The following is a 21,491-nucleotide window of genomic DNA, read 5'->3' as shown; positions in this document are numbered from 1 at the left end:
GCGTGCTCGCTCACCCCACCATTCTCTCGCACCGATTCCGCACGATGGATCCACCCCGAATCCGGGGTCGGGGCGGCTGGTCAGGCTGGACTGAGGAGGCCTGATATTCGACGTCTGACACGCTTTCGACACGAGTTCAGCGCGAGGACTTGCCAAGGAGGGCTCGGAAGTCCTCGACCTCGTGTGGGGTGTCGATGTAGTGACGCTGAGCGATGGTGCCGTCGTCGGCATGGCCGAGTTGGCGTGCCGCACGACTTGCCCCGTATTCGTTGGCGATGAGCGTTGCCACCGACTTCCGGAAGGTTTTAGGCGTGACCCAATTGAACCTTTCGCCTCGGGCTGCGCGCCAGCTCCGGCGGAAGTTGTGCGGGTCGTAGATAGCCCCGCCGCGGCCGGTGAACACCAAGTCCAGCGGGTTGGAGATGGCAGTGGTCGCCCGGCGCCGCAGTGTCTCCACGACGAACTGGGGTAGAGCTACCGACCGATATCCGGCTTGAGTCTTGGTCCATTCCTGCCGGACAGCTCTCAGTACGCCGTCTTCTTGGGTTACTCGGACGATGGTCCCGCAGATCGTCAGTCGGGGAACCTCTGCATCCAGATCGAGGTCCTGCCACCGAATCGCCAAGGCTTCGCCGATTCGTGCGCCCGTGCCCAGCAGCACATCTGCGACATCGAGAACGATGCGCGATCGGCGGGGACCGCGTTGGTGGGCGGGGGTGCCCGGTATGGCGCTGCCGGTCAACCATGTCTCGAGTTGATCGCGTAGTGCGTGGAGAGTCGGGAGGTCGGCAGCTCGGGGTCGTTGGGCGTTCCGGGGGATGCGAGCGACGTTCAGCATCGGGTTGTGAATGATGACGTCGCGGCGAACGGCGAAGCCCATCATGCCTTTGAGAACTACCTTGTGCGCCCGCGCCTTCGACGGCGATGTGCGGGCCACCTCCCTGAGGTAGGTGTCCAGCCGCGTGGTGGTGGCTTCGCGGATGCGCAGTCCGCCCAGGGATGTGTTGATCTTGACGGTGTCCTTCCGGCCACGTTTTTTGGCGACATAGATGTGGGAGCGGTATTCGTCGATCGTTTGCGACGTAATGCGGTTTTCGAACTCGAGTTCGGCAAGCCAGAAGGCGGCCAGGTCGCAAAGCTTGGTATCCAGGGTCAGTTCCGCGCTTGAGCTGGAAGCCCGCCGCCGCTCTTTCAGACGGTCCTTCAACGCGGCGACGGCGCGCGCCCTTGTTGGGCCGTACGCCTGAACAGGTCGTGTGGTCCCGTCATCGTCACGAAAGCGAGCGCTCGCTCGCCAGCTGCCGTTGGGCTGTCGTTTGGTGTTGATCGCTCCGTAGGTGCCGATGGCAAGTGGCGGATTTGGCATCAGTTCTCCCAGTAGGCGGGCGATATCCGTTCGATCGGGCATCGTCGGACGTTGGCCGCGCAGTCATGGCCCACAGACCGTTGGCGTCGCATGGGGCGTGGGTCTGCAGGCTTGATCACGACGAGTGGGTCGCAGTTGGGGTCGTGGAATGTGGCCGCATGGTGGCGCAGAGGGCGGGGGAGCCGATCGAACTCGACTCGATCTGCTGTAGGTCCGCATCGTCATAGCGGCTCAAAAGAGGGGCTGTTCATAGAGGTTCAGCCGCGAACCACATGGCGATCGTGGTCAGCGACTAGCCGCCAGATGGTCGTAGACGCTGAGCTTCCCAGTCACGGATGTCTCCGAGCCTGTACCGGCGGTAGCGGCCCATGCGGGCGAAGCGAGGTCCGGTTCCGGCGGACGCCCAAGCCGCGAGTGTCTTTATCGGGATATTCAGACGGGCTGCCAATTCAGCTGTGCTCAACCAGGTTTCATCGTCTGGTTGGGGTTGTCGTTGCGAACCGGACCCGAAATGTGAACGTGGAGACGCCGAGTGGGATTCATGGGAAGGCATAGGGAACCAGGGCTTTCTCTCCTGGTCGGTGGCTCTTCCAACTTCGAGTGTAGATGAGAACGTCGCCGTGCCGCTGGTGATGCTGTGGCCGTTCAAGGTGACGGTGGATGTCAGCAGTGCTTCGCTGCAGCACCGGAATCTCTGGCGTGGGGGGCGAGACTTGCATCCCTGCGAGCACATCCGCGGAGATGAGGCAGGTAATCCGATGAGCGTCAAACCGACTGGACTCGAAGGAGTGGGTCGCAACGGGTTCGGCAGCCTTCGTCACACGGAGGGGTCGCGGACCGAGCTCAGCGGGCGAGGACTCGCGGTTTGCGGAGGCTGCTCGGGTAGCGAGCTGTTCCCCGTGGTTACCGATAAAGAGGGGGGCTGCTGCAGGGGTAGGTGACACTGTCACCCGATCCTGCAGCAGCCCCAACTTGTCTCGGGGGTCTGGCGCTCGAGATGGCGCTGATCAGGCCGACGGCGGCGCGCACGCCAACCAGCCAGATGTCCCTCGGCCTATGGGGGAGGCGTTCGCAGCTGACGCCGGGAGTCTGTACCGGGTTTGCACGGATCGAGGATTTCGGCGCGCTGGGCTCGAAACGCCATGACCGCGAGACGGCGGGCATAGGGCGAACCCTGAGATTGGAACTCCCAGGAGCGTGCGATCCCTCATGGGCCTCACGCGATCGAAACAACTGCAGACCTGTACGCCTCTCCCCGTACGCGCTGCGGCTCCCATGGGGCGTAGGGCGGGGCAACCGTCTCGACAGTGGGGCCGCGCAACTGGCCCGGTTGGCCCCGTCGGCAGCACCGGCGGCGCCATCTGCTGGCTGTCGTTCCTCGCCCTCATGTTGAGAACCATGGCCTTCGCTCCGCCCGGCCGCTAGGTACCCCCAGGGGTATGCAAATTACCCCCAGGGGTATACCGTGGCGAGCGGTAGTCCGCAGTTTCGGCCGCCCGAGGGGCGGCTCCGCATTAGTTCCCAGTGGCGCACTACGCCCGTTCGTATACCCCCACCCGTATAAGGAGAGCTCCGAAATGAGCAGCAAGAACGCTGTCACCGACGACCTGTCGTCGGTGACGACACAGCCGAAGCCGGGAGACGCCGCCCTTTCGGCGGTGGGCGGCGTACTGGCGCGCATGGGCGCAACCATGGCCACGCATGCGAAGTGGGTTTTCGGGGTGTGGCTGATTGCGTTGGTCGCGCTCGGGACCGCGGCCCCGAGCGTGTTCACTTCGTTGGCGGGCGCCGGCTGGCAGGCCAACGGCTCGGAATCGGTGCAGGTCCGCGAGTTGGCCCAGCAACATTTCGGCGGGAACTCCTCCGCCGCGGTGCAGGTCGTCGTGCATTCGGACACCCTCGCCGTCACGGATCCGCAGGTCCGGGAAGTGCTCACCGACGTCACCGCGGTGTTCGCCGCCGACCCGCGGTTCGGCGAGGTCATCGCACCTCAACCCGGCATGTCGATCAGCCCTGACGGACACACCGGCATCCTGATCGCCGGGGCGAACGCGAGCACCGACGACATGGTCAAGGCCGTCGACGAACTCAAGGGCGAACTGGGCGCACTGTCGACCGCCGACATCGAGATCTATCCCACCGGTGCGTCGGCGCTGTGGAGTGACTTCAACAAGGCCAACCACGACGCGATGATCCAGGCCGAGATGCTGTCCTGGCCGGTCACCCTCGCGATCATGGTGCTGGCGTTCGGCTCCCTCGTCGCCGCGGGACTGCCGTTGCTGCTCACCCTCGCAGGTCTGGTCGCGTCGGCAGGTGGCCTGGTGCTGCTCAACTCTGTGACGCCGATCTCGGTGTGGGCCATGAACTTCGCGATGATGTTCGCCCTCGCCCTCGGCATCGACTACGCCCTGTTCATCGTCGCGCGGTTCCGGGACGCGCTGGGCAGGACCGGCGACGCCCGCGCCGCCGTCGCCGAGACCATGGACACCGCAGGTAAGGCTGTCGTCCTCTCGGGGCTGACCGTGCTCGTGTCCCTGTCCGCCGTCCTGCTGGTTCCCGCCCCCGCCGTGCGGACCATGGCTGTCGGCATCATGCTCGCGGTCACGTTCGTTCTCGCCGCCACCTTGACCCTGCTGCCTGCCGTGCTCGGCAAGCTCGGACGGAAGGTCAACGCCGGCGCGCTGCCGATCGCCAAGAGGCAACAGCACCGGTCCCCGTTGTTCGAGGCATGGGGCCACCTGCTGCACAAGCACCCGTGGCCGTTCGCCATCGGATCGTTGCTGGTGCTGATCGCGCTGTCGATCCCCGTGCTGGGGCTCAAGGTCGCGATGCCCTCGATCGAGGTGGTTCCCGGCGGCGCCCCGGTCCGTCAGGGCTACGAGCTGGTTCAGGCGCAGATGGGCGAGGGTGCGCCGGGCATGCTCCAGATCGTCGCCCCCGCCGCCCAGGCCGAGGCGACCGCGGTGGCAGCCTCGGCGGCCGACGGCATCGCCATGGTCACCCCGCCGCAGCCTGCCATGGATGGCTCGGACTATGTGATGCTGCAAGCGATCCCGAATGTCGATCCCTCCGACGAGGCGATGGTCTCGATCCTGACCCAACTGCGTTCGGACCTACCCGAACAGGCGCTCGTCGGCGGTGCTCCGGCGGAGAACCTCGACCTACAGCAAGCGCTGAACGATTACCTGCCGCTGATCGTCGGCATCATCCTGGTCCTCGGATTCGTGCTGCTGCTGGTCGCACTGCAAGCACCGCTGATCGCCCTCCTGGGCACCGTGGTGAGCCTGCTCTCCACCGCGGCTGCGTTCGGGGTCGCCAAGCTGATCTTCCAGGACGGACACGGGGCGAGCCTGCTCGGCTTCACACCGCAAGGCTTCCTCGACGGCTGGGGCCCGGTGTTCTTCTTCGCGATGATCTTCGCCATCGCGATGGACTACACGGTGTTCTTGCTCTCGACCGCCAAGGAACACTACGAGGAGTCGGGTGACCCGAAGGTCGCCCACGTCATGGGCCTCGCGCACTCCGGCCGCGTCATCGCCGCGGCGGCGGCGGTAATGGTGGCGGTGTTCTTCACCTTCGCCCTGGCCGAACCGCTGCCGCCGAAGGAAATGGGCATCATCCTCGGTGTCGCCGTCCTGCTCGACGCGGTCCTCATCCGCCTCGTGCTGCTGCCGGTTCTGCTACGCCTGACCGGCCATGCCGCCTGGTGGTCTCCGGTCTGGCTGCGCAGGATCCTGCCGAACATCAGCTTCTCGCACGGCTGACGCGACGGGGTATGCATGAGGCGGATCACGGCCTCCTGCATACCCCCTGGGGTATAGTGGGTCAGGATCGCTGAAAGGAATCGCCATGGTCGGAAACGAAGAGAGCATCGCGCTGGTTCTCAACCGGTTGCGTCGCGCGCACGGGCAGCTCGCCGGGGTTATCTCGATGATCGAGGACGGACGTGACTGCAAGGACGTGGTGACACAGCTTGCCGCGGTCTCACGCGCGCTGGACCGGGCCGGATTCAAGATCGTGGCCAGCGGCCTGCGCGAGTGCCTGACCGGGGAGTCCGAGGACGGCAAGGAACCGATGAGCGAAGCCGAGCTCGAGAAGCTCTTCCTCGCCCTCGCCTGACAGATCTACACGAAAGGGGAGTCGCCCGTGAAAAGCCTTCCTCGTCACCAGGGCTGGACCGTCGAACGAGTTGTGCCGCTCATGGCAGGGGTGATGGTTCTGCTGAGTGTGGCACTGACACTGGCGTTCTCGCCGTGGTGGCTGCTCCTCACCGGCTTCGTTGGCGCCAACCTGGTCTTCTACTCCGCGGTCGGATGGTGTCCCGCCAGTCTGATCATGGAGAAGGTCGGTCTGCAACGGGCGAGCTGCCGCATCCCGCAGACCATCGCACAAGCTTCCTGAACCACTTCCTCGAGGCGAACGGAGTCCGAACCGATGAAAATCGCACTGTCCACCACGCTGGAGACGTCGTTCACCGATGCCGTCACCCGGACCCGAGCGGCGTTGCAGGAACAAGGATTCGGTGTGCTCACCGAGATCGACATGCAGGCCACTCTCAAAGCCAAGCTCGGCGAAGACATGGAGCGCTACCTCATCCTCGGCGCCTGTAACCCACCGCTGGCGCACCGAGCCGTCGAGGTGAACCGTCAGATCGGACTACTCCTGCCCTGCAACGTAATCGTGCGCGAGCACCCGACCGCGGAAGGCGCAGTCCTGGTGGAGGCGATGAACCCGCAACTGATGGTGCAGGTCACCGGCGAACCTGAACTCGCCGAGGTCGCAGCCGATGCCGGACGGCGTCTGCAGTCCGCGATCGACACGCTTGCCACCAGCGGCTGAACTCCAGCAATCCAGCCGACGCAACGATATGGCATCAACAGCACCCCTACCGAGCACAACCACGGCGAATCGGATTGTCCCCCGGCGCTCTTCCTCGACGGCTCTTACCTGTGAAAATGACGACGCAAGCCTGGATGCTGTCGAGCGGCGACGTTGCCGGACCGCCTGCCGTACTCAGGCACCCACCGGCACCTGATGGCGGGTCGCACGAAACGCAGTCGTCGTGGACAACGCTGACGCTGACCGAGGTGCTCGGCGATCTGCTGAGTCACTGGCGGGGGTGGACCACCCTCGCAGGCGTAGAAGGAGACGACTTCGCCTCGGAAGTCGTCGATGGCGGTCGGCCTGTGTGCTGATCGACGAGCGTGCGATCGGCGTGCTTTTGCCGTCTCTGGTGAGTGAAGGCGTCGAGAGTGCGTTCAACGGGTACCGAGTGTCGCGCCGAAAACTGGCTACGGTCTGGCTACAGTCTCAACTAGTACTTCATGCTTGGGGTGATTGTGGTTGGCGTGATCGGTGGTACTGGTTCGGCTCGTTGGTTCGGACCCGCCATCGCGGTCTTTTCCGAACGAGGAGTTGCTGGTGCCGAACTACGCTCGCAAACGGTCCTATGTGCTCCCTATCGTGGCGTCCGCGGTGGTGATGGTGCCGGTCGCCGCCGGGTTCCTCGGTGACGGGTGGCAGTACAGATTCTCCAATGACAGCGATCCCAGTGCTGTGACGCCGATTCGATCAACCGAGGTCGGATTGTCGGGTATGCCGTCGGTGGTGTTGCCGTTGCGCGAGCTGGCAGGCATGGCACTGCCAGACCTACGAGTATCCGATCTTCGCGTGGTGCCCGGCGGCCCGCCTCTTCCCGCAGGTTCCGGGGTCGGTCCGATCGGATTCATCGCCGCCGACGGAAGCGCTCCGATTTCGGGTCGGACCCCGGCACTGGATCCCGGTGCCGTGCCCGACCAGCTGACCGACCGGGTCGGCGCTCAGGTCAAAGAACTCACCCGCGACAGTCGCTTCAGCATGATCGGGTTGACTGCCCCGAGGCTCGACGGCACGACGACGATGGTGCGAGCCCGCCAATCCGACGGCACCTGGGGACCGTGGTTCGAAGCCGGCACCGACGACAGCATCGCCGCCCGACGCCCTGGGGAGGGCCGCATGCAGGGCACTGAACCGGTCTATGTCGGCGACACGAACGCGGTGCAGATCCTGTCCACTCACCGACCCGACGAGGATCAGCCCGCAGTGCAAGGTCCGCACCCGATCTCGGGTCCGGACCATCTCGGATCCGGCGTGCCGGAGCTGACGGCGGTGTTGCTCGATCCCGGGCGCGGTGATGAGAATCTGTCCGCTATCGCCGCGCCGCTGGCCGGGGGCGGTCCACGGGTGATCAGCAGGGCCCAGTGGGGTGCTGACGAGTCGATTCGGTGTGAGGATCCGACCTACGACGACGGCCTCGGCGGAATAGTCGTGCATCACACCGCGGGCCGCAATGACTACAGCAGGGCCGAGTCCGCGGCGATCGTGCGTGGCATCTACGCCTACCACGCCGAGACCTTGGGGTGGTGCGACATCGGCTACCACGCCCTCGTCGACAAATACGGTCAGATCTTCGAAGGGCACTTCGGCGGGCTGGAGCGGCCCGTGCAGGGCGCACACACCGGCGGTTTCAACGAGAACACCGCCGGGGTGGCGTTCATGGGCAATCACGAGTCCGAGGAGCCGAGCCAGGCCGCGGTCACGGCGATGGGGCAGTTCATCGGATGGCGGGCCCGCATCGCTGGATTGGATCCACGCGGGACAACCACGATGATCTCCGAGGGCACCGAGTTCACGCCCTACAGTGAGGGCGAGCAGGTGCAGTTGCCGGTGGTGTTTTCTCACCGCGACGTCGGTAACACCGACTGTGCCGGGGATGCCGCCTACGCACTCATGGACCGTATCCGCGCGATCGCCGCGGGCGTGAACTCGGGTGCACCGCCCAGACGCGCACCGGCGGACCCGGATTCGGCGCCATCGACGCCATCGCAGGCCCAGCCTGATCAGGACGCAGATATGTCGGCGTTGGTGGCACTGACGGGCAGACTGCTCGATCTCGTGGACCGAAATGTGCTGGCCCGACACTGGGTCGATGCGGGCGGGCCGCAGGGACGCCTGGGGTTGGCGGCTTCGGAGCCGGTGGCCAGTGTCGAGGGCGGACAGTACGCCAGGTTCGTCAACGGCTATCTCTTCCAAGCCCCCGACGGTCAGATCTTCGAAGTAGCGGGGCGCATCGGGCAACGGTTCGCTCAGCTCGGCGGTGACACCGGCGTGATGGGTGCGCCTCACAGCAACGAGTACCCGGTCCCGGGTGGTGCGCGGGTCGATTTCGGCCATGGATCGCTGGTGTTCAACCAGGCGACAGGGATCGTGACCACACTCGGGCTGCCCCAGCCCACACCCAGCCACCCGATACCACCTGCACCTGTGTCCGCCGAGGCCGCCCCGCCCGAACCGACGCATGCAGCCGATCCTGACAGCGGGCAATGACGCGTTGGCCACGGCGGGATGTGTCGCGATCGGGCTTTCTCCCGCGTCGGTCCCATCAGTCCGAGAGCAAGGAGAGCGTCGATCGGACAATTGCGAGCCGATCGCGGTAGGTGCGGCTCGCCGTACTCGGCCGCCGGCTACTGGGCGTTGTGGGTCCTCTGATCGGCTGAGACCTCGGGTGCGGGCCGGTTCGGGAGTTTGAGAGCAATGGCACAGGCCAGGATTGCGCTGACGGCCGCGCTGGCGAGGAACACCGCGGTCATGGCTTCGGTGAAGGCGTGAGCGCTGGTGGCGACCAGCTCGGCCCCGGCAGGTCGGGGCAGTTCCGTCGCTGCCTGCCATGTCGAGGCAATGCCCTCACGCGCCGCGCTGACCGCTGGGCCGGGCAGGCCGTGCAAGTGCGGGTCGAGGTCTCGGAGATAGGTGAGGTTGAGCAGCGTGCCCAGGATGGCGACGCTGAACGCGGCGCCGATCTGGCGGATGGCCATCAGCAGACCGGAGCCTGCCGCGCTGCGGTCTTCGGGCAGCGTGGCCATAACCGCGTCGACTGCCGGTGCCAACGCCAGCCCGGCACCGAAACCCACGACCGCGAGGCAGGCAGCGACGAACCCGTATCCGGAGCCGAGGGTGATTCGGGAAGACAGCACGAATCCCGCTGCGGCAATGAGCATTCCGGCAACGATCGGGACTTTCGCGCCGAGGCGGGTGACGATCTTGTCGACGGCGGAGGCAGCGACGATGATCGCCAGCACCAGGGGGACCAGACGCAATCCGGTGCCGAGGGCGTCGTAGTGGCGCAGGATCTGGAGATACTGCGGCAGAACGAACAATATCCCAACGAGGGTGAAGGTGGCTGCGGTGGCCGCCAGTGTGGGCCAGGTGAAGCTGGGATCGGCGAAAAGCCGTAGGTCGAGCAGCGGATGGCCGGTGCGCCGTTCCCACGCCACGAATACCGCGATCAGCACCACACCGACCGCGAGGGTGGTCAGCACGACAGGATCGGTCCAGCCGTCCTCGGGAGCTTCGATGATGGCGAACACCAGCGCCCCTGTGCCGGTGACGGCGGCGATGATGCCGGGCCAGTCCAACGGCGGCGCGTGGGGGTCGCGGGATTCGGGCAGCAGAGCGAAGCAGGCGGCCAGGGCGGCGAGGCCGACCGGGACGTTGATGAGAAAGACCGAACCCCACCAGAAGTGCTGGAGCAGCCAGCCGCCGACAATCGGACCCAGCGGGAGACCGACGCCGAGGGCACCGACCCAGACCGCGATCGCGCGACGACGCTGCTCCGGTGGGAACAGGATCGGCAGGAGGCCCAGCGACAGTGGGACGATGATCGCGGCACCGATGCCCATCACCGCGCGGGCGGCGATCAGCGAACCGGTGGTGCCGCTGTAGGCCGCCCACGCCGAGGCGGCGACGAACGCGACCAGCCCTGCCAAAAGGAGCTTCTTGCGGCCGTAGTGATCGCCGAAGCCGCCTGCGGGCAGCATGAGGGCGGCGAAAACGAGCGTGTAGGCGTTGACAATCCATTGCAGCTGTGTAGTGCTCGCGCCCAGGTCTTGGGCCAGGGTGGGCAACGCGACATTGAGGACCATCATGTCCAGGCCGACGGTGAGCAGGGCCACGACCAAGGCCGCGAGCCCTGCCCAGCGCCGGATCGCCGGCAGGTCAGTCCGCAGGGGAGAGTTGGTCTCGCTCATGGGAACTCCCGAACATGGTCAGCGCGACCAGCGTGGTGGCGCCTACGACGATGAAGGTGTCGGCGAGGTTGAACGTCGGCCACCAGCCGGTGTGCAGGTAATCGGTCACCACCGCGTCGGGGATCCGATCGATGAGATTGGCACTGGCCCCGCCCAGGATCGCGGCCAACCCCAACCGCCAGGCGAGGCCGGTACCGGGGGCGGTCCGCCATCCGTAGACCGCCACCGCGAGGGTGATGGCGCCGGTCACGGCCAGCAGCACCCAGCCCGGGGCGTCGGCGGCGATCGAGAACGCCGCACCGGGATTGAACGCCAGCCGCAAATCCAACGGCCCGGCCTCGATGGGCGCACCGGCAAGCGCTCCCGTTGCCCACGCTTTGATCGCCAGGTCGGTGGCCGCGAATCCGGCGGCTACGGCCAGCAGCCCGATCCGGCGGCCCAGTCGCGGCCGGTCGGTTCGCACCGGATTCGTGGTGGTCATTTCCCGGCCCCCACAGTGACCGGTTCGGGCCGGGTGGTTGTTTCCGGTGCCGCGGCGAGGGCCTTCGCGCGCCCGGCCCGCACACCATTGGCGATGACGACGATCTCGGCGAGCTCGTGCACTGCCACCACCGCCGCCAACCCGAGCACACCGAACAGAGCTAGCGGAATCAGCACCGTGATCAGCCCGAGGGACAGGCCGACGTTCTGCAGCATGATCGAACGGGCGCGGCGGGCATGGTCGAGCGCTTGGGGCAGATGGCGCAGGTCTTCACCCATGAGAGCGACGTCGGCTGTTTCGATGGCCACATCGGTGCCCATCGCTCCCATCGCGATGCCCACGTCGGCGGTGGCCAGGGCGGGGGCGTCGTTGACGCCGTCGCCGACCATGGCGGTGAACCGCTGCGCGCGCAGGTCGGTGATGATGCGCGCCTTGTCCTCGGGGCGCAGATCGGCATGGACACTGTCGATTCCGGCTTCGGTGGCCAGCGCCTTGGCGGTGAGGGTGTTGTCGCCGGTGAGCATCGCGACCTGGCAGCCGGAGGCGTGCAGGCGCGCGATCACTTCGCGGGCTTCCGGGCGCAGTTCGTCGCGCACCGCGATCGCGCCGATCACTCGGCCGTCGTCCTCGACGAGCACCGCGGTCGACCCGGCGGCCTGCATTCGCTGCACGTCGGCGGCCAGCGCGCCCGACTCCAGCCATCCAGGACGGCCCAGCCGAACCACACGGTCCTCGACACGGCCGGTGAGACCGGCGCCGGTGACCGCTTCGACATCGGTGGCCGCGTGCGGGGTGTCGACGGCGGCGAGGATGGCGCGGGCGAGTGGGTGCTCGCTGCGGGCCTCGAGCGCGGCGGCCAGGGCGAGGACCTGCTCGCGGCTGGTCCCCTGCGCGGTGGCGACCTCGACGACCATGGGCTTGTTCGCGGTCAGGGTGCCGGTCTTGTCGAGGGCCACCGTGCGGACTTTGCCGAGAGCTTCCAAGGCGGCACCGCCCTTGACCAGGACGCCGAGCTTGCTGGCCGCGCCGATCGCGGCGACGACGGTGACCGGCACCGAGATCGCCAGCGCGCACGGCGAGGCCGCCACCAGCACGACCAGGGCGCGTTCGATCCAGGTCGCCGGATCGCCGAAGAGGGCGCCGAGCACCGCGATCGCGGCGGCGGTGATCATGATGCCGGGCACCAGCGGTTTGGCGATCTTGTCGGCCAACCGCTGCGCTTCACCCTTGCGGGCCTGTTCGGCCTCCACGATTCGCACGATCCGGGCCAGGGAGTTGTCCTGCGCATCGGCGGTAACCCGGACTTCCAGGACGCCGTTGCCGTTGATGGATCCGGCGAACACCTCATCGCCGGGACCGGCCTCGACCGGCACCGATTCGCCGGTGATCGCCGAGACGTCGAGTGCGGTGTGGCCTTCGGTGATCACCCCGTCGGTGGCCAGGCGTTCGCCGGGTTTGACCAGCATGCGGTCGCCGACGCGCAGTTCGGCAGGGGCGACGACGATTTCGGAGCCCTCACGTACGACGGTGGCCTGCTCGGGCACCAGGTTCAGCAGGGCGCGCAGACCCCGGCGGGTGCGCGCGACGGCGTATTCCTCGAGACCTTCACTGATGGAGAACAGGAACGCCAGCATGGCGGCTTCGCCGACCTCGCCGAGGATCACCGCGCCGATCGCGGCGATCGTCATCAGCGTGCCGACACCGATCTTGCCCTTGGCGAGGCGTTTGAGCGTCGACGGCACGAAGGTGTAGCCGCCCACCACCAGCGCGGCAGCCTCGAGGGTGAGTTCCACCGGGCGTGGTGCACCGGCCCATCCGGCGAGCAAACCCGCGAGCAGCAGCACACCGGCGATGGCGGCCGCGCGCAGTTCGGTGACCTGCCACAGCTTTTCGGGTTCGCGTTCCTCGGCCTCGCCGCTGGTGGGTTCGTCGTGTCCGCATCCGCAGGCGTCGCTCATGCCGGCATCTCCTCGGTGGTCTCAGGGGTTGTGGTGGGGGCGGCGTCGGTGCCGTAGTTCGGGCACAACGCGACCGCGTTGCCTGTGGCGGCGAGAAGGGTTTCGGCGGCGGCGAGCATGTCCATCAACTCGGGGCGGGCCAGGCTGTAGAACACCTGGCGGCCCTGCGGGCGACCGACGACAAGGCCGCAGTCGCGCAGGCAGGCGACGTGGGCCGACACCGTCGATTGGGCCAAACCCAGCTCGCCCATCAGGTCCACGACTCGCGCCTCCCCGCCCGCCAACCGGTGCACGATCGACAACCGGGTGCTGTCGGAGAGGCTGTGGAACAACGCCACCGCCGGGTCCAGGCCGGTGGTCCCGCCCGGGCAGTCGTCCACTTGATTCATCGTCATACGACGATGATAGCCATGTATGGCATTGATATCCATCGCTCCCGGCCTTAATCTCATCTCATATCACCGATTACATCGGAATATGGCGATCAATATGGGTCTGTACGAGGACTCCCGGGATGAGGAGGAGCTTGTGACCACAAGCAAATCGGCCGCGACGATCACGCCCGCAGCCGAGGGCAAACCGCCAGGTCAACGCCGGTCGCTGTTATATCGGTGGGGCGCGGTGATGGCGCGACATCACCGGGCGGTATTGACGGTGTGGGTGTTGCTATTAGCACTGTGTGCGCTGGCCTATCCACGGCTCGAGGAGCGGCTCGGGGCGATGGACTTCGGTGTCGAAGGTTCCGGCTCGGCCGAGGTGGACCGGCTGGTCGCGGCACACTTCCCGCAGTTGGGGGCCGAACAGTCGGTCATCGTGGTGGCCTCACCGACCTCGACGGCCGACGACCCCGACTTCCGCCAGGCTGTCGAGGCGGCCGTTGCTGCCGCCCGCCAGGTTCCAGGTGTGCGGAACGTGGTCAGTCCCTACACCGGGATGCCTGCCGCCCAGATCTCACCGGATCGGCATGTGGCCCTCGCGCTGGTCGGGCTCGACGGCGATATGGCCGAACGAGCGGCGGTGGCCCGCGAGGTACAGGATGCGATCCCCGACCAGCAGAGCGGAATCGACTCGCGCTGACCGGCTATTCCGCAGTGCAGAACGCCTCGACCGACATGCAGAACACCGACCTGGCTCGGGCGGAGGCGATCGGTATCCCGGTCGCACTGGTGCTGCTCGTGCTCGCCCTGGGCGCGCTCGCCGCCGCGGCCGTGCCGATCGGGGTGGCGGTCGCGGGCCTGCTGCTCGCGACCGGCGCGCTGTTCGCGATGACGACGGTGACCGCGTTCGATTCCCTGGTGATGGCGATGGCGACCATGATCGGGCTCGGTGTCGGCATCGACTACGCGATGTTCGTCGTCAGCCGCTTCCGCGAAGAGCTCGTGCGTGCGCGGGTCGCCGATCGCCGCGACCGCGACCGGATCGCCGATGCTGTCGCAGCCTCGCTGGCCACTGCCGGCAAGACCATCCTGGTGTCCGGGCTGGTGGTCATGGTGTCGCTGTGCGCGCTGGTCGTCATAGCCGCACCCATCTTCCGCGGCATCGCACTCGGCGTCGCCACCGCCGTCACCGCCATGCTCATTGTCGCCACCACCCTGCTTCCGGCCTTGCTCGCTGCCCTCGGCCCCTCCATCAACCGTGGCGCGCTACCGAAACGGTGGCAACCGGCCGAGGCCACCACCGTCGACGGGGACCGCCCCAGCCGGTGGATGGGCTGGGCCTACACCGTGATGCGGCGGCCGATCCTCTTCGGCTCGGTCGCCGTCGCGGTCCTGGCGGTCGCGGCCCTGCCGCTGTTCGGGATCCGCTACGGCCTCGACATGGGTGTCTCCGCACTCGACGACACACCCGCCGGGCGCGCCGCCGCCACACTGACCACGAATTTCCCCGCCGGGGCACTGTCTCCCATTGAGATCGTCGCAACCGGCCCCACCGACCAGCCGCTGACTGCCCAGCAGCGAGCACGCGTGGACGACTTCTTGACCGAAATAGCGCACGACCCTCGCATCGAGACGCTGCTGCCACCACAGGCCGGCGACGGGCGTGTCCTGGCGTTGGCCCTGCCTGCGGTGGCGTTCGACTCGGCCGAGGCCATCGACCTCGTACGCCACCTGCGCAGCACCGCCACCGACATCGGACACGACGGTGGACCGACAGTGCTGGTCGGCGGCAGCACCGCCGAATTCGTCGACCTGTCCGACGAAATGACCTCTAAACTGCCCCTCGTCATCGGCCTCGTGCTCACCGCCTCACTGATCTTCCTCGCCGCCGCGTTCCGCAGCATCGCCCTGCCACTGAAGGCCATCGCGATGAACCTGCTCGCCACCGCCGCCGCTCTCGGCATCACCGTGGCCGTGTTCCAATGGGGCATCGGCGAATCCGTGCTCGACTTCACCAGCGTCGGATTCCTGCAGGTCTACCTACCCACCGTCGTCTTCGCAGTCCTGTTCGGCCTGTCGATGGACTACGAGGTATTCCTCATCCGCCGCATCCGCGAATATTGGGAAACCCACGGCGACAACCGGTTCGCCGTCGCCTCCGGCCTCACCCACACCGCGCGGCCCATCACCGCAGCCGCCGCCATCATGGTCGTCATCTTCGGCAGCTTCATCACCGCCAGCACACTGGAACTCAAACAGCTCGGCCTGGCCCTGGGCATCGCGGTCGCCATCGATGCGATCCTCGTTCGGCTGGTACTCGTCCCCGCCCTGATGCAGCTGATGGGCCGATGGAACTGGTGGTTGCCCAGATCACCGGCAGCGGACTGATCCGGCACTACACTGCCCGAGCCGATCACAGCCTCGCCGATCTCCGGCGCGCAAACGACATCCGCAGTCACAGACAGGAAGGCCCTTCATGAACCTGGTGACCTCCGCCGTGCAGGCGACGGGCCTGTTCATGGTGACCAACATCGACGACATCATCGTGTTGTCGTTGTTCTTCGCCCAGGGAGCCGGACAGCGAGGCACGACCAGGGCGATCCTGGTGGGCCAGTATCTCGGATTCGGCGCGATCCTGGGCACCTCGGTCCTTGTCGCTGTCGGGGCGACGGTCTTCCTGCCGGAAGCAGCGATCGCGTACTTCGGTCTCGTTCCCCTGCTACTGGGCATCCTCGCCGCGTGGCGGTCATGGCGAGACGCCGATGACGACGATGAGGGGAAAACCGCGGGCAAGAAAGTCGCTGTGTGGACGGTGGCCGTAGTGACCTTTGCCAACGGTGGCGACAACATCGGTGTCTATGTCCCGGTGTTCGTCACCATCGGCACATCCGCGGTGGTGGCCTACTCGATCGTCTTCCTCGTCCTGGTTGCCGTGCTGGTGGTAGTGGCGCGCTACCTGGCGACCCGCAAACCGGTCGCGGCGGTCCTCGAACGCTGGGAACACGTCTTGTTCCCAGCGGTTCTGATCGGCCTCGGAATCGTCATCCTCGTCGAAGGAGGTGCATTCGGGCTCTGAATCGAGCCTCGTGCGAGCAGGTAGACGACGCTGGCCGTGCTGACCGGGCTTGTATCGCCGGTCGCGTGCAGGACCCTTCGCTCCACATCCCTCGCCCACCGGCCTGTTCGCCGACGGTGTGTCCTGTTCGGCCGTCCAAGCCGGTCTGTTCGCGGTCACCAGACAACGCCTCGCGTCCGCGGACCCGAACAGCAGTCTCCCCAGGGCTGCTTGTTATGCGGGCCCGCGCGGCCGATCCGGGCAGCCGATAGTCAGCTGTTCGCGATGAAAGTCGAAATGCTTTGCCGGATAACGGTATACGTCCTCAAGTGTCATGTAGTCGGTGAAGAAGGGATCCCACCGGGTCGGGAAATGCATACCCCGGGCCAGGCTCGCCTCGGACTCGGACGCCAGGCGTGCACGGAGCGAACCGATCACACGGTCGAGCTTGCGGCCCATCCGGTGCCGGTCGTACACCCGCGCAGCCGCACACGAGCCTCGGTAGTTGATCCAATCGAACGGCCGCGTCCCCGCGTCGAGCACTCGCGCGAACGCGCGGCTCACCCCGTTTGGCAACCGGCTCAGCAGCCACACCAGCACCAGCAGCCGCTGCACAACCATGTAACCGAACACCATGTGGAACAACAACTGCTCATTTGTCCATCGCGTACCCCGCGAGCGGCGATCGAAGTCGTCCACATCCGCGGAGTCCAACAACTTGTGGAACTCCCGGCGGACACGCTCGAACTCGGCATCGATTTCGACCCGGTCGACGATGTGATCGTCGCCCATCTCACGCCTCCCTCCACATCGCCCTATCTCTCGATTGTCCTCGCACGACTACCTCACCGCCGCGTGTCGTCGAGTCGGGAAGCAACGATCGAAGTCACCTCCGAACAAGTCGTGACGGCGCCTTCATCATGGGTGCGTGTCAGAACCAGGTCTTGAGGACCCGCGGCGGCCGGAAGCCGGTTGGGCTGAGCTGTACGAGTTCGGCGGCGATGCCGACCTCGATCTGCCGAAGAAATCCGACCGCCACCGAACTCCGGATTCAGCAACGAATTGGACAGGCTGAAGGACTGTGCCACAGCCGATTAGGCCGGGGCACAGCCCTTCAGCGACCGATCCCGTCGCCGTGCTTCTGGACAACCCGTTCCATACCTGACCCACGGCGCCTGGACGGCAGGTTACGAGTCGACAGTGGCGGTGTAACCTAGTTCGGCGATGGCCGCAATGACGTCGCCGGTGGTCGTCGTGGGGTCCAGGTCGACGATGGTGCGGTGGTTCTTTCTGGAGGTTTGGGTGCTGCGCACGCCGGGGAGGTCTTCCAGGGTGTCGTCGATGAGTAGCGCGCAGCTGCCGCAGTGCATGCCCTCGACTGTGAAAGTGTGTGTGGCCATTGGTTTTCGGTCCTTTTTGTCAGGCGACGGTGAGCATGCCGGAGTACATGCCCATACCGCAGGTGTAGTCCAGGCGGCCGGGTTGCAGGACTCCCAGGTCGATGCGGGTCTCCCCGGTAGTCGGCAGGATTTTCTGGATGCCGAGGCTGGGGATGACCATCGACCGGATGCAGCCCTGGACGCCGTTGGTTTTGACCACCAGGGTGGTCGGGACACCGGATTTCGCTTCGACGTTGCCCGGGGTGTAGGCGCCGGTGCGGGCGGTAATCGTCACGACCTGCACGCCCGTGGCGACCATCGCGGCGGAGGCATCGGCGACAGGAGGTTCGCCGGCGCCGAATGACTCGGCGATGCGTCCGGCGGCCAGCGGGGAGCCGGCCAGTTCGAGTCCGCCGTTGAGGGTGTAGAAGCCCATGCCGAGCACTACCAGCCCGGTCGCAACCGCCAATCGACCGCGCCATGCGGTGGCAGCGACGCGGGCCGCGTACCCGAGTACAGCGAACAATGGCCCGGTGCCGAGCACGAATACCGCCATCGCCGCCGCACCCCACAGCGGTGACCCGGACGCCAGCGCGAGGGCTTCGACCGACAGCGTGATTCCGCAGGGGATCAGGATGGTCAGCACCCCGAGTACCGCGGGGGCGAACGCGGTGTGCAGGCGGGCGCCGTTGCGCACGATCCGCATCCAGGAGGTGGGTGGTTCGACGACGATGCCGCGGAAGCCCGGGACACCGAGCTGGGCGAGGCCGAAGAGGATGATCAGCAGTCCGGTACCGATCTGCAACCAGGTCCGGATGCCGATCGAGAGCTGCACTACACCGCCAAGAGCTCCGAGAGCGGCACCGAGCAGGGTGTGTGAGAGGAGCTTTCCGGCGAGGAAACCACCGACCGGTGTCAGATCGTCACCAAGGCGGGTCCAGATCCGGGGTGGGGATTCGACGGCGACCGACTTCCCGGCTGTGGCGGTTGCGGAGCTGGTGCGTTGGCGGGTGATGACACCGGTCAACAGGCCGCCTTGAACGGCGGCGCACGAGATGCCCCCGGCGAACAGGCCGGTGGCGAGAACAGGGACGAGGTTCACGATAGGAACTCCTGCGTGAGGGAGGTGGCGGACTTGCGCAGACGCGCCCGCGGCGTTTGGTCGAACGCACGACGGGACGGGTCGGTCGCGGGATGCGACGGACCCGTGGCATCTGCGGCTTATGTCCGCAGCACGCAGAGTTCGGCGAGGCTGGGCGGGCGCGGCAGCACCGAGGCAGGCTCTGGCCCGTCCAGCGGAAGAGGAGTGCGAATCGAGTAGACGCGCCCGAGGTGGCGCGGCAATGCCATACCAGCCAGCAGCGCCAGGAAGACCGCCAAGCAGGCCATCACGATCGCGGCCGGGACGGCGGGTTGGGCGTGCTCTGATCCAGCCGTCACGGATGCGGACTCGACCTGGACCATCTCCGCGCCCTGATCGTGACCGGGGTGGATCGCATTCTGGTCGGTGCCGGTGTGTGCCGGTCCGCAGGGGCCAACCGTCGTGAAGCTGCTTGCCATGGACATGTCCATCGACGCGGCGGCCTGGCAATGTCCGCTCTGGATGAGCGCGATTCCGACCATCGCCGCCAACACGACGACGAGCCGGAGAAGTCCGGTTCGGTGCGTTGCGGGCGGAGCGCTGGTCACGATGAGGATCGTACTGCTGTCATTCGTCGGCAGCTGGGTGCGGCCATCCACAGGTCGGGTTTGCCGGCCGCCGCGGGGCATAGCTGGCCCCGGCAACGCGAGCACGATCGCGAGCGGTGCGGGCATCTCATCCCGGCCATGGGCTGGTCAGCAGGTCGGCATTGGCCTGCTGGTTGAGTTCCAGCACCAACAATCCGATGGCCGCGACCAGTAATGCCGCACGGCGCGGCACTGCCACGGCGATCCAGCGCCGGTGAGCCACCCGGCGCCAGTCCGCAGGACGATCAGCGCGGCGGCGAGCACGACAATCGGTCCGGCCGGGTTGTAGTGCAGCGCTCGGGTGAGGTCGCCGTGCAAGAACAGAAACACCGAGCGGGTACCGCCGCAGGCGGGGTCCATGATTCCGATCCGGTGCAGCGGGCCGTGCAGGTCCGTCGACGGCACCCCGACCACCGCCAGCGCCAACAACCTGCCGACCGCGAGATCCGGAAGTCTAGGCCGCCTAATGCCTCCAGAGAACCCAGTGCCTCCACGCCGCACGCGACCGTCCGGTCTCGGGAGAGGCTGCCGTAAATTTGCTCTTGTGGCGGATTCGCCCCGTGTCAGCTGACCCCGTGAAGCATGTTCGCGAAGATCTGGTTGCCGAGATCGTGTGCCTGGGGCAGGTCCAGGACCAAGCCGGAGACCTCGGGGTGGTCGGCAGCCCATGCCTCGGCGGCTGGCCGGTCGGTGAAGAAGTTCAGGTAGTTGCAGCAGGCGTCAGCCGTTGTTTCCTGGTTCGCTTGCCCTCCGACGAACACCACGGCAGTCGCGGGATCGGCGGTCAGGTGCTGGCTGTGGATGACGACGGTGATCGGTGCGTGGGTGACCGGGTCGGCGGAGCTGACTTCGACATCGGTATCGAGCATGGCCGCCAAGCCCAGGGCATCGACAGCGCACATGGCGTACACGATCGGTCCGTCGATGATCTGGACGCGGTGCGGTGTCGGTGTGCCCGAGAACGGATAGGCCGACGCGATCTCACCATCTCCGTTGAGGCGAATGACATCGGTCTCGTGCAACCGTCGCAACACAGAAGCGATGGAAACATATTGTCCTGCAACCACTTCGGAAATTTCCATGGCGGTAGGTGGACGTCCTCGTTCCGCGAAGCCTCGCAGGATAGCGTGGTGGACCGCACGCTCGACAGGATTCGCTGGGCGCGCATCGTCACGCTGAGAACTCAACTCGTCCAACGCAGATGCTGCCCCTGACTCCGACGGGCAGCACGCTGTGATTTCGTCGCCGTCGCTCACCCCCTCGGCCTCGTCGAGCCCCAAAGCTGTACGCAGCGCGGAGACCGAAGGGGCGCCGTCGAGCCCATTCGCCGAGGGGTACAACCGACACGACACGCTCGTCACCGAACCGTCCACCGCGAAGGGATCCCGGCCGTCGACCAGCAAAGTAGGTGAGCCGGTCATTCCCGCGGATGCGGCTTGTTCGGCGTTGTCGATGACGCGATGCACGATCTCGACGTCGACCGGTCGATCGGCGACCGCGCGTCGGATACGTTCTTCGAGCACCGGCACATTCGGGCAGTCGGCGACCTGCAGGATCTCGAGTCTCATGGGCGTTGTTCCTCGTTCAGTGAAGTCAAGATCGGGCAACGGCGTTGGTCGCGCGGAAGTTCGCAGGTCGTGATCAACTCGGCCAGCGACCGCTGCATGCGTTGTAGGTCGGCGATCCGTTGCGCGAGCTGCGTGGCCCGGTCTTGCGCCAGTGCGCGCGCCGCATCGCAGTCCGCTGGTCCGCCATCGGCCAGCTGAAGCAGTTCCTCGATCTCGTCGAGCGTGAAGCCCAGGTCTTGGGCGCGCTTGACGAACCGCACTGTCACGACCGCTTCGACGGGATAGCTGCGGTAACCGGCTGCTGACCGGGGCGGGCGTGCCAGCAGGCCGCGTCGCTCGTAGTAGCGCAGGGTCTGCGCGTTCACTCCCGCCTGCGCGGCCAGCTCACCGGTTCGCATAGACCCATTCTTGACCCTGTACCCAGGTACAAGGTCAAGACCGTGGCCCAGTTTCTAGTCAGGTTTGCCGGCGCGGACTTGAAAGACGACACCCGATCGCCGAGCCCGCGCCGGGG

The 21,491-nt window shown here is 66.5% G+C and carries 21 protein-coding genes; 8 read left to right on the top strand and 13 right to left on the bottom strand.

Annotated features, from left to right (window positions below; genetic code table 11):
- Positions 1-136: 136 nt before the first annotated feature.
- Together EL493_RS23920 and EL493_RS33775 are read right to left on the bottom strand one after the other, a co-directional pair.
- On the bottom strand, positions 137-1,408 hold the full coding sequence (locus EL493_RS23920; protein WP_081723052.1) for a tyrosine-type recombinase/integrase: 1,272 nt from the start codon (positions 1,406-1,408) through the stop codon (positions 137-139).
- A 250-nt stretch (positions 1,409-1,658) separates the two neighbouring features.
- Complete coding sequence (locus tag EL493_RS33775; protein ID WP_324615691.1) at positions 1,659-1,919, bottom strand: helix-turn-helix domain-containing protein; 261 nt, start codon at positions 1,917-1,919, stop codon at positions 1,659-1,661.
- Between the two features lie 1,024 nt (positions 1,920-2,943).
- On the opposite strand from EL493_RS33775, the gene EL493_RS23910 reads away from it, so the two are divergent.
- The 5 genes from EL493_RS23910 (at position 2,944) to EL493_RS33290 (ending at position 8,731) form a co-directional block, all read left to right on the top strand.
- Positions 2,944-5,130, top strand: coding sequence for an MMPL family transporter (locus EL493_RS23910; protein WP_019050334.1), 2,187 nt, complete (start codon positions 2,944-2,946; stop codon positions 5,128-5,130).
- Between the two features lie 85 nt (positions 5,131-5,215).
- A complete protein-coding gene (locus EL493_RS23905) occupies positions 5,216-5,485 on the top strand; it encodes a metal-sensitive transcriptional regulator (protein WP_019050333.1) in 270 nt (89 codons plus the stop codon).
- A gap of 81 nt (positions 5,486-5,566) precedes the next feature.
- The gene (locus EL493_RS23900; protein ID WP_051719579.1) at positions 5,567-5,767 is read left to right on the top strand and encodes a YgaP family membrane protein; all 201 of its coding nucleotides are present in this window, start codon (positions 5,567-5,569) and stop codon (positions 5,765-5,767) included.
- Positions 5,768-5,800: 33 nt separating this feature from the next.
- On the top strand, positions 5,801-6,205 hold the full coding sequence (locus EL493_RS23895; RefSeq protein ID WP_019050331.1) for a DUF302 domain-containing protein: 405 nt from the start codon (positions 5,801-5,803) through the stop codon (positions 6,203-6,205).
- A gap of 582 nt (positions 6,206-6,787) precedes the next feature.
- Entirely contained in the window at positions 6,788-8,731 is a 1,944-nt protein-coding gene (locus tag EL493_RS33290) for an N-acetylmuramoyl-L-alanine amidase (protein WP_036836617.1), read from the top strand.
- 137 nt (positions 8,732-8,868) lie between these two features.
- On the opposite strand, the gene EL493_RS23885 is transcribed toward EL493_RS33290, so the two are convergent.
- From EL493_RS23885 to EL493_RS23870, 4 genes are read right to left on the bottom strand one after another with little or no spacing between them, the layout of a single operon-like run.
- Entirely contained in the window at positions 8,869-10,431 is a 1,563-nt protein-coding gene (locus EL493_RS23885; RefSeq protein WP_022566042.1) for an MFS transporter, read from the bottom strand.
- Complete coding sequence (locus EL493_RS23880) at positions 10,400-10,912, bottom strand: signal peptidase II (RefSeq protein ID WP_019050328.1); 513 nt, start codon at positions 10,910-10,912, stop codon at positions 10,400-10,402. The genes EL493_RS23885 and EL493_RS23880 overlap by 32 nt, the downstream gene beginning before the upstream one ends.
- Positions 10,909-12,870, bottom strand: coding sequence for a heavy metal translocating P-type ATPase (locus tag EL493_RS23875; protein WP_019050327.1), 1,962 nt, complete (start codon positions 12,868-12,870; stop codon positions 10,909-10,911). Before EL493_RS23875 ends, EL493_RS23880 begins: the two co-directional genes overlap by 4 nt.
- Positions 12,867-13,265, bottom strand: coding sequence for an ArsR/SmtB family transcription factor (locus tag EL493_RS23870; protein ID WP_019050326.1), 399 nt, complete (start codon positions 13,263-13,265; stop codon positions 12,867-12,869). Before EL493_RS23870 ends, EL493_RS23875 begins: the two co-directional genes overlap by 4 nt.
- 82 nt (positions 13,266-13,347) lie before the next feature.
- Here EL493_RS23870 and EL493_RS33640 point away from each other — a divergent pair, with 82 nt between their 5' ends.
- The 3 genes from EL493_RS33640 to EL493_RS23860 all read left to right on the top strand — a co-directional run bounded on the left by EL493_RS33640 (position 13,348) and on the right by EL493_RS23860 (position 16,323).
- Positions 13,348-13,947, top strand: coding sequence for an MMPL family transporter (locus EL493_RS33640; protein ID WP_022566044.1), 600 nt, complete (start codon positions 13,348-13,350; stop codon positions 13,945-13,947).
- Between the two features lie 14 nt (positions 13,948-13,961).
- Positions 13,962-15,635 (top strand): MMPL family transporter, encoded by a 1,674-nt coding sequence (locus EL493_RS33635; protein WP_022566045.1) that lies wholly within the window; start codon positions 13,962-13,964, stop codon positions 15,633-15,635.
- Between the two features lie 88 nt (positions 15,636-15,723).
- On the top strand, positions 15,724-16,323 hold the full coding sequence (locus EL493_RS23860; RefSeq protein ID WP_019050325.1) for a cadmium resistance transporter: 600 nt from the start codon (positions 15,724-15,726) through the stop codon (positions 16,321-16,323).
- A gap of 213 nt (positions 16,324-16,536) precedes the next feature.
- On the opposite strand, the gene EL493_RS23855 is transcribed toward EL493_RS23860, so the two are convergent.
- From EL493_RS23855 to EL493_RS23825, 7 genes are all read right to left on the bottom strand, one after another.
- The gene (locus tag EL493_RS23855) at positions 16,537-17,094 is read right to left on the bottom strand and encodes a DinB family protein (RefSeq protein WP_019050324.1); all 558 of its coding nucleotides are present in this window, start codon (positions 17,092-17,094) and stop codon (positions 16,537-16,539) included.
- A 395-nt stretch (positions 17,095-17,489) separates the two neighbouring features.
- Positions 17,490-17,702, bottom strand: a complete 213-nt coding sequence (locus EL493_RS23850) for a heavy-metal-associated domain-containing protein (protein ID WP_019050322.1) — start codon at positions 17,700-17,702, stop codon at positions 17,490-17,492.
- A gap of 19 nt (positions 17,703-17,721) precedes the next feature.
- Positions 17,722-18,783, bottom strand: coding sequence for an urease accessory protein UreH domain-containing protein (locus tag EL493_RS23845; protein ID WP_022566046.1), 1,062 nt, complete (start codon positions 18,781-18,783; stop codon positions 17,722-17,724).
- A gap of 119 nt (positions 18,784-18,902) precedes the next feature.
- On the bottom strand, positions 18,903-19,370 hold the full coding sequence (locus EL493_RS23840) for a hypothetical protein (protein ID WP_126405868.1): 468 nt from the start codon (positions 19,368-19,370) through the stop codon (positions 18,903-18,905).
- A 147-nt stretch (positions 19,371-19,517) separates the two neighbouring features.
- On the bottom strand, positions 19,518-19,838 hold the full coding sequence (locus tag EL493_RS32495; RefSeq protein WP_162178108.1) for a DUF2752 domain-containing protein: 321 nt from the start codon (positions 19,836-19,838) through the stop codon (positions 19,518-19,520).
- Positions 19,839-19,972: 134 nt separating this feature from the next.
- On the bottom strand, positions 19,973-20,977 hold the full coding sequence (merB, locus tag EL493_RS23830; protein WP_022566049.1) for an organomercurial lyase: 1,005 nt from the start codon (positions 20,975-20,977) through the stop codon (positions 19,973-19,975).
- Complete coding sequence (locus EL493_RS23825; protein ID WP_019050318.1) at positions 20,974-21,375, bottom strand: MerR family transcriptional regulator; 402 nt, start codon at positions 21,373-21,375, stop codon at positions 20,974-20,976. Before EL493_RS23825 ends, merB begins: the two co-directional genes overlap by 4 nt.
- Between the last annotated feature and the right edge of the window lie 116 nt (positions 21,376-21,491).

The sequence above is a fragment of the Nocardia asteroides genome, from assembly GCF_900637185.1.
Taxonomy (GTDB): Bacteria; Actinomycetota; Actinomycetes; order Mycobacteriales; family Mycobacteriaceae; genus Nocardia; species Nocardia asteroides.
The sequence above is the reverse complement of the archived record's forward strand: the minus strand, read 5'-3'. Positions and strand labels throughout refer to the sequence as shown.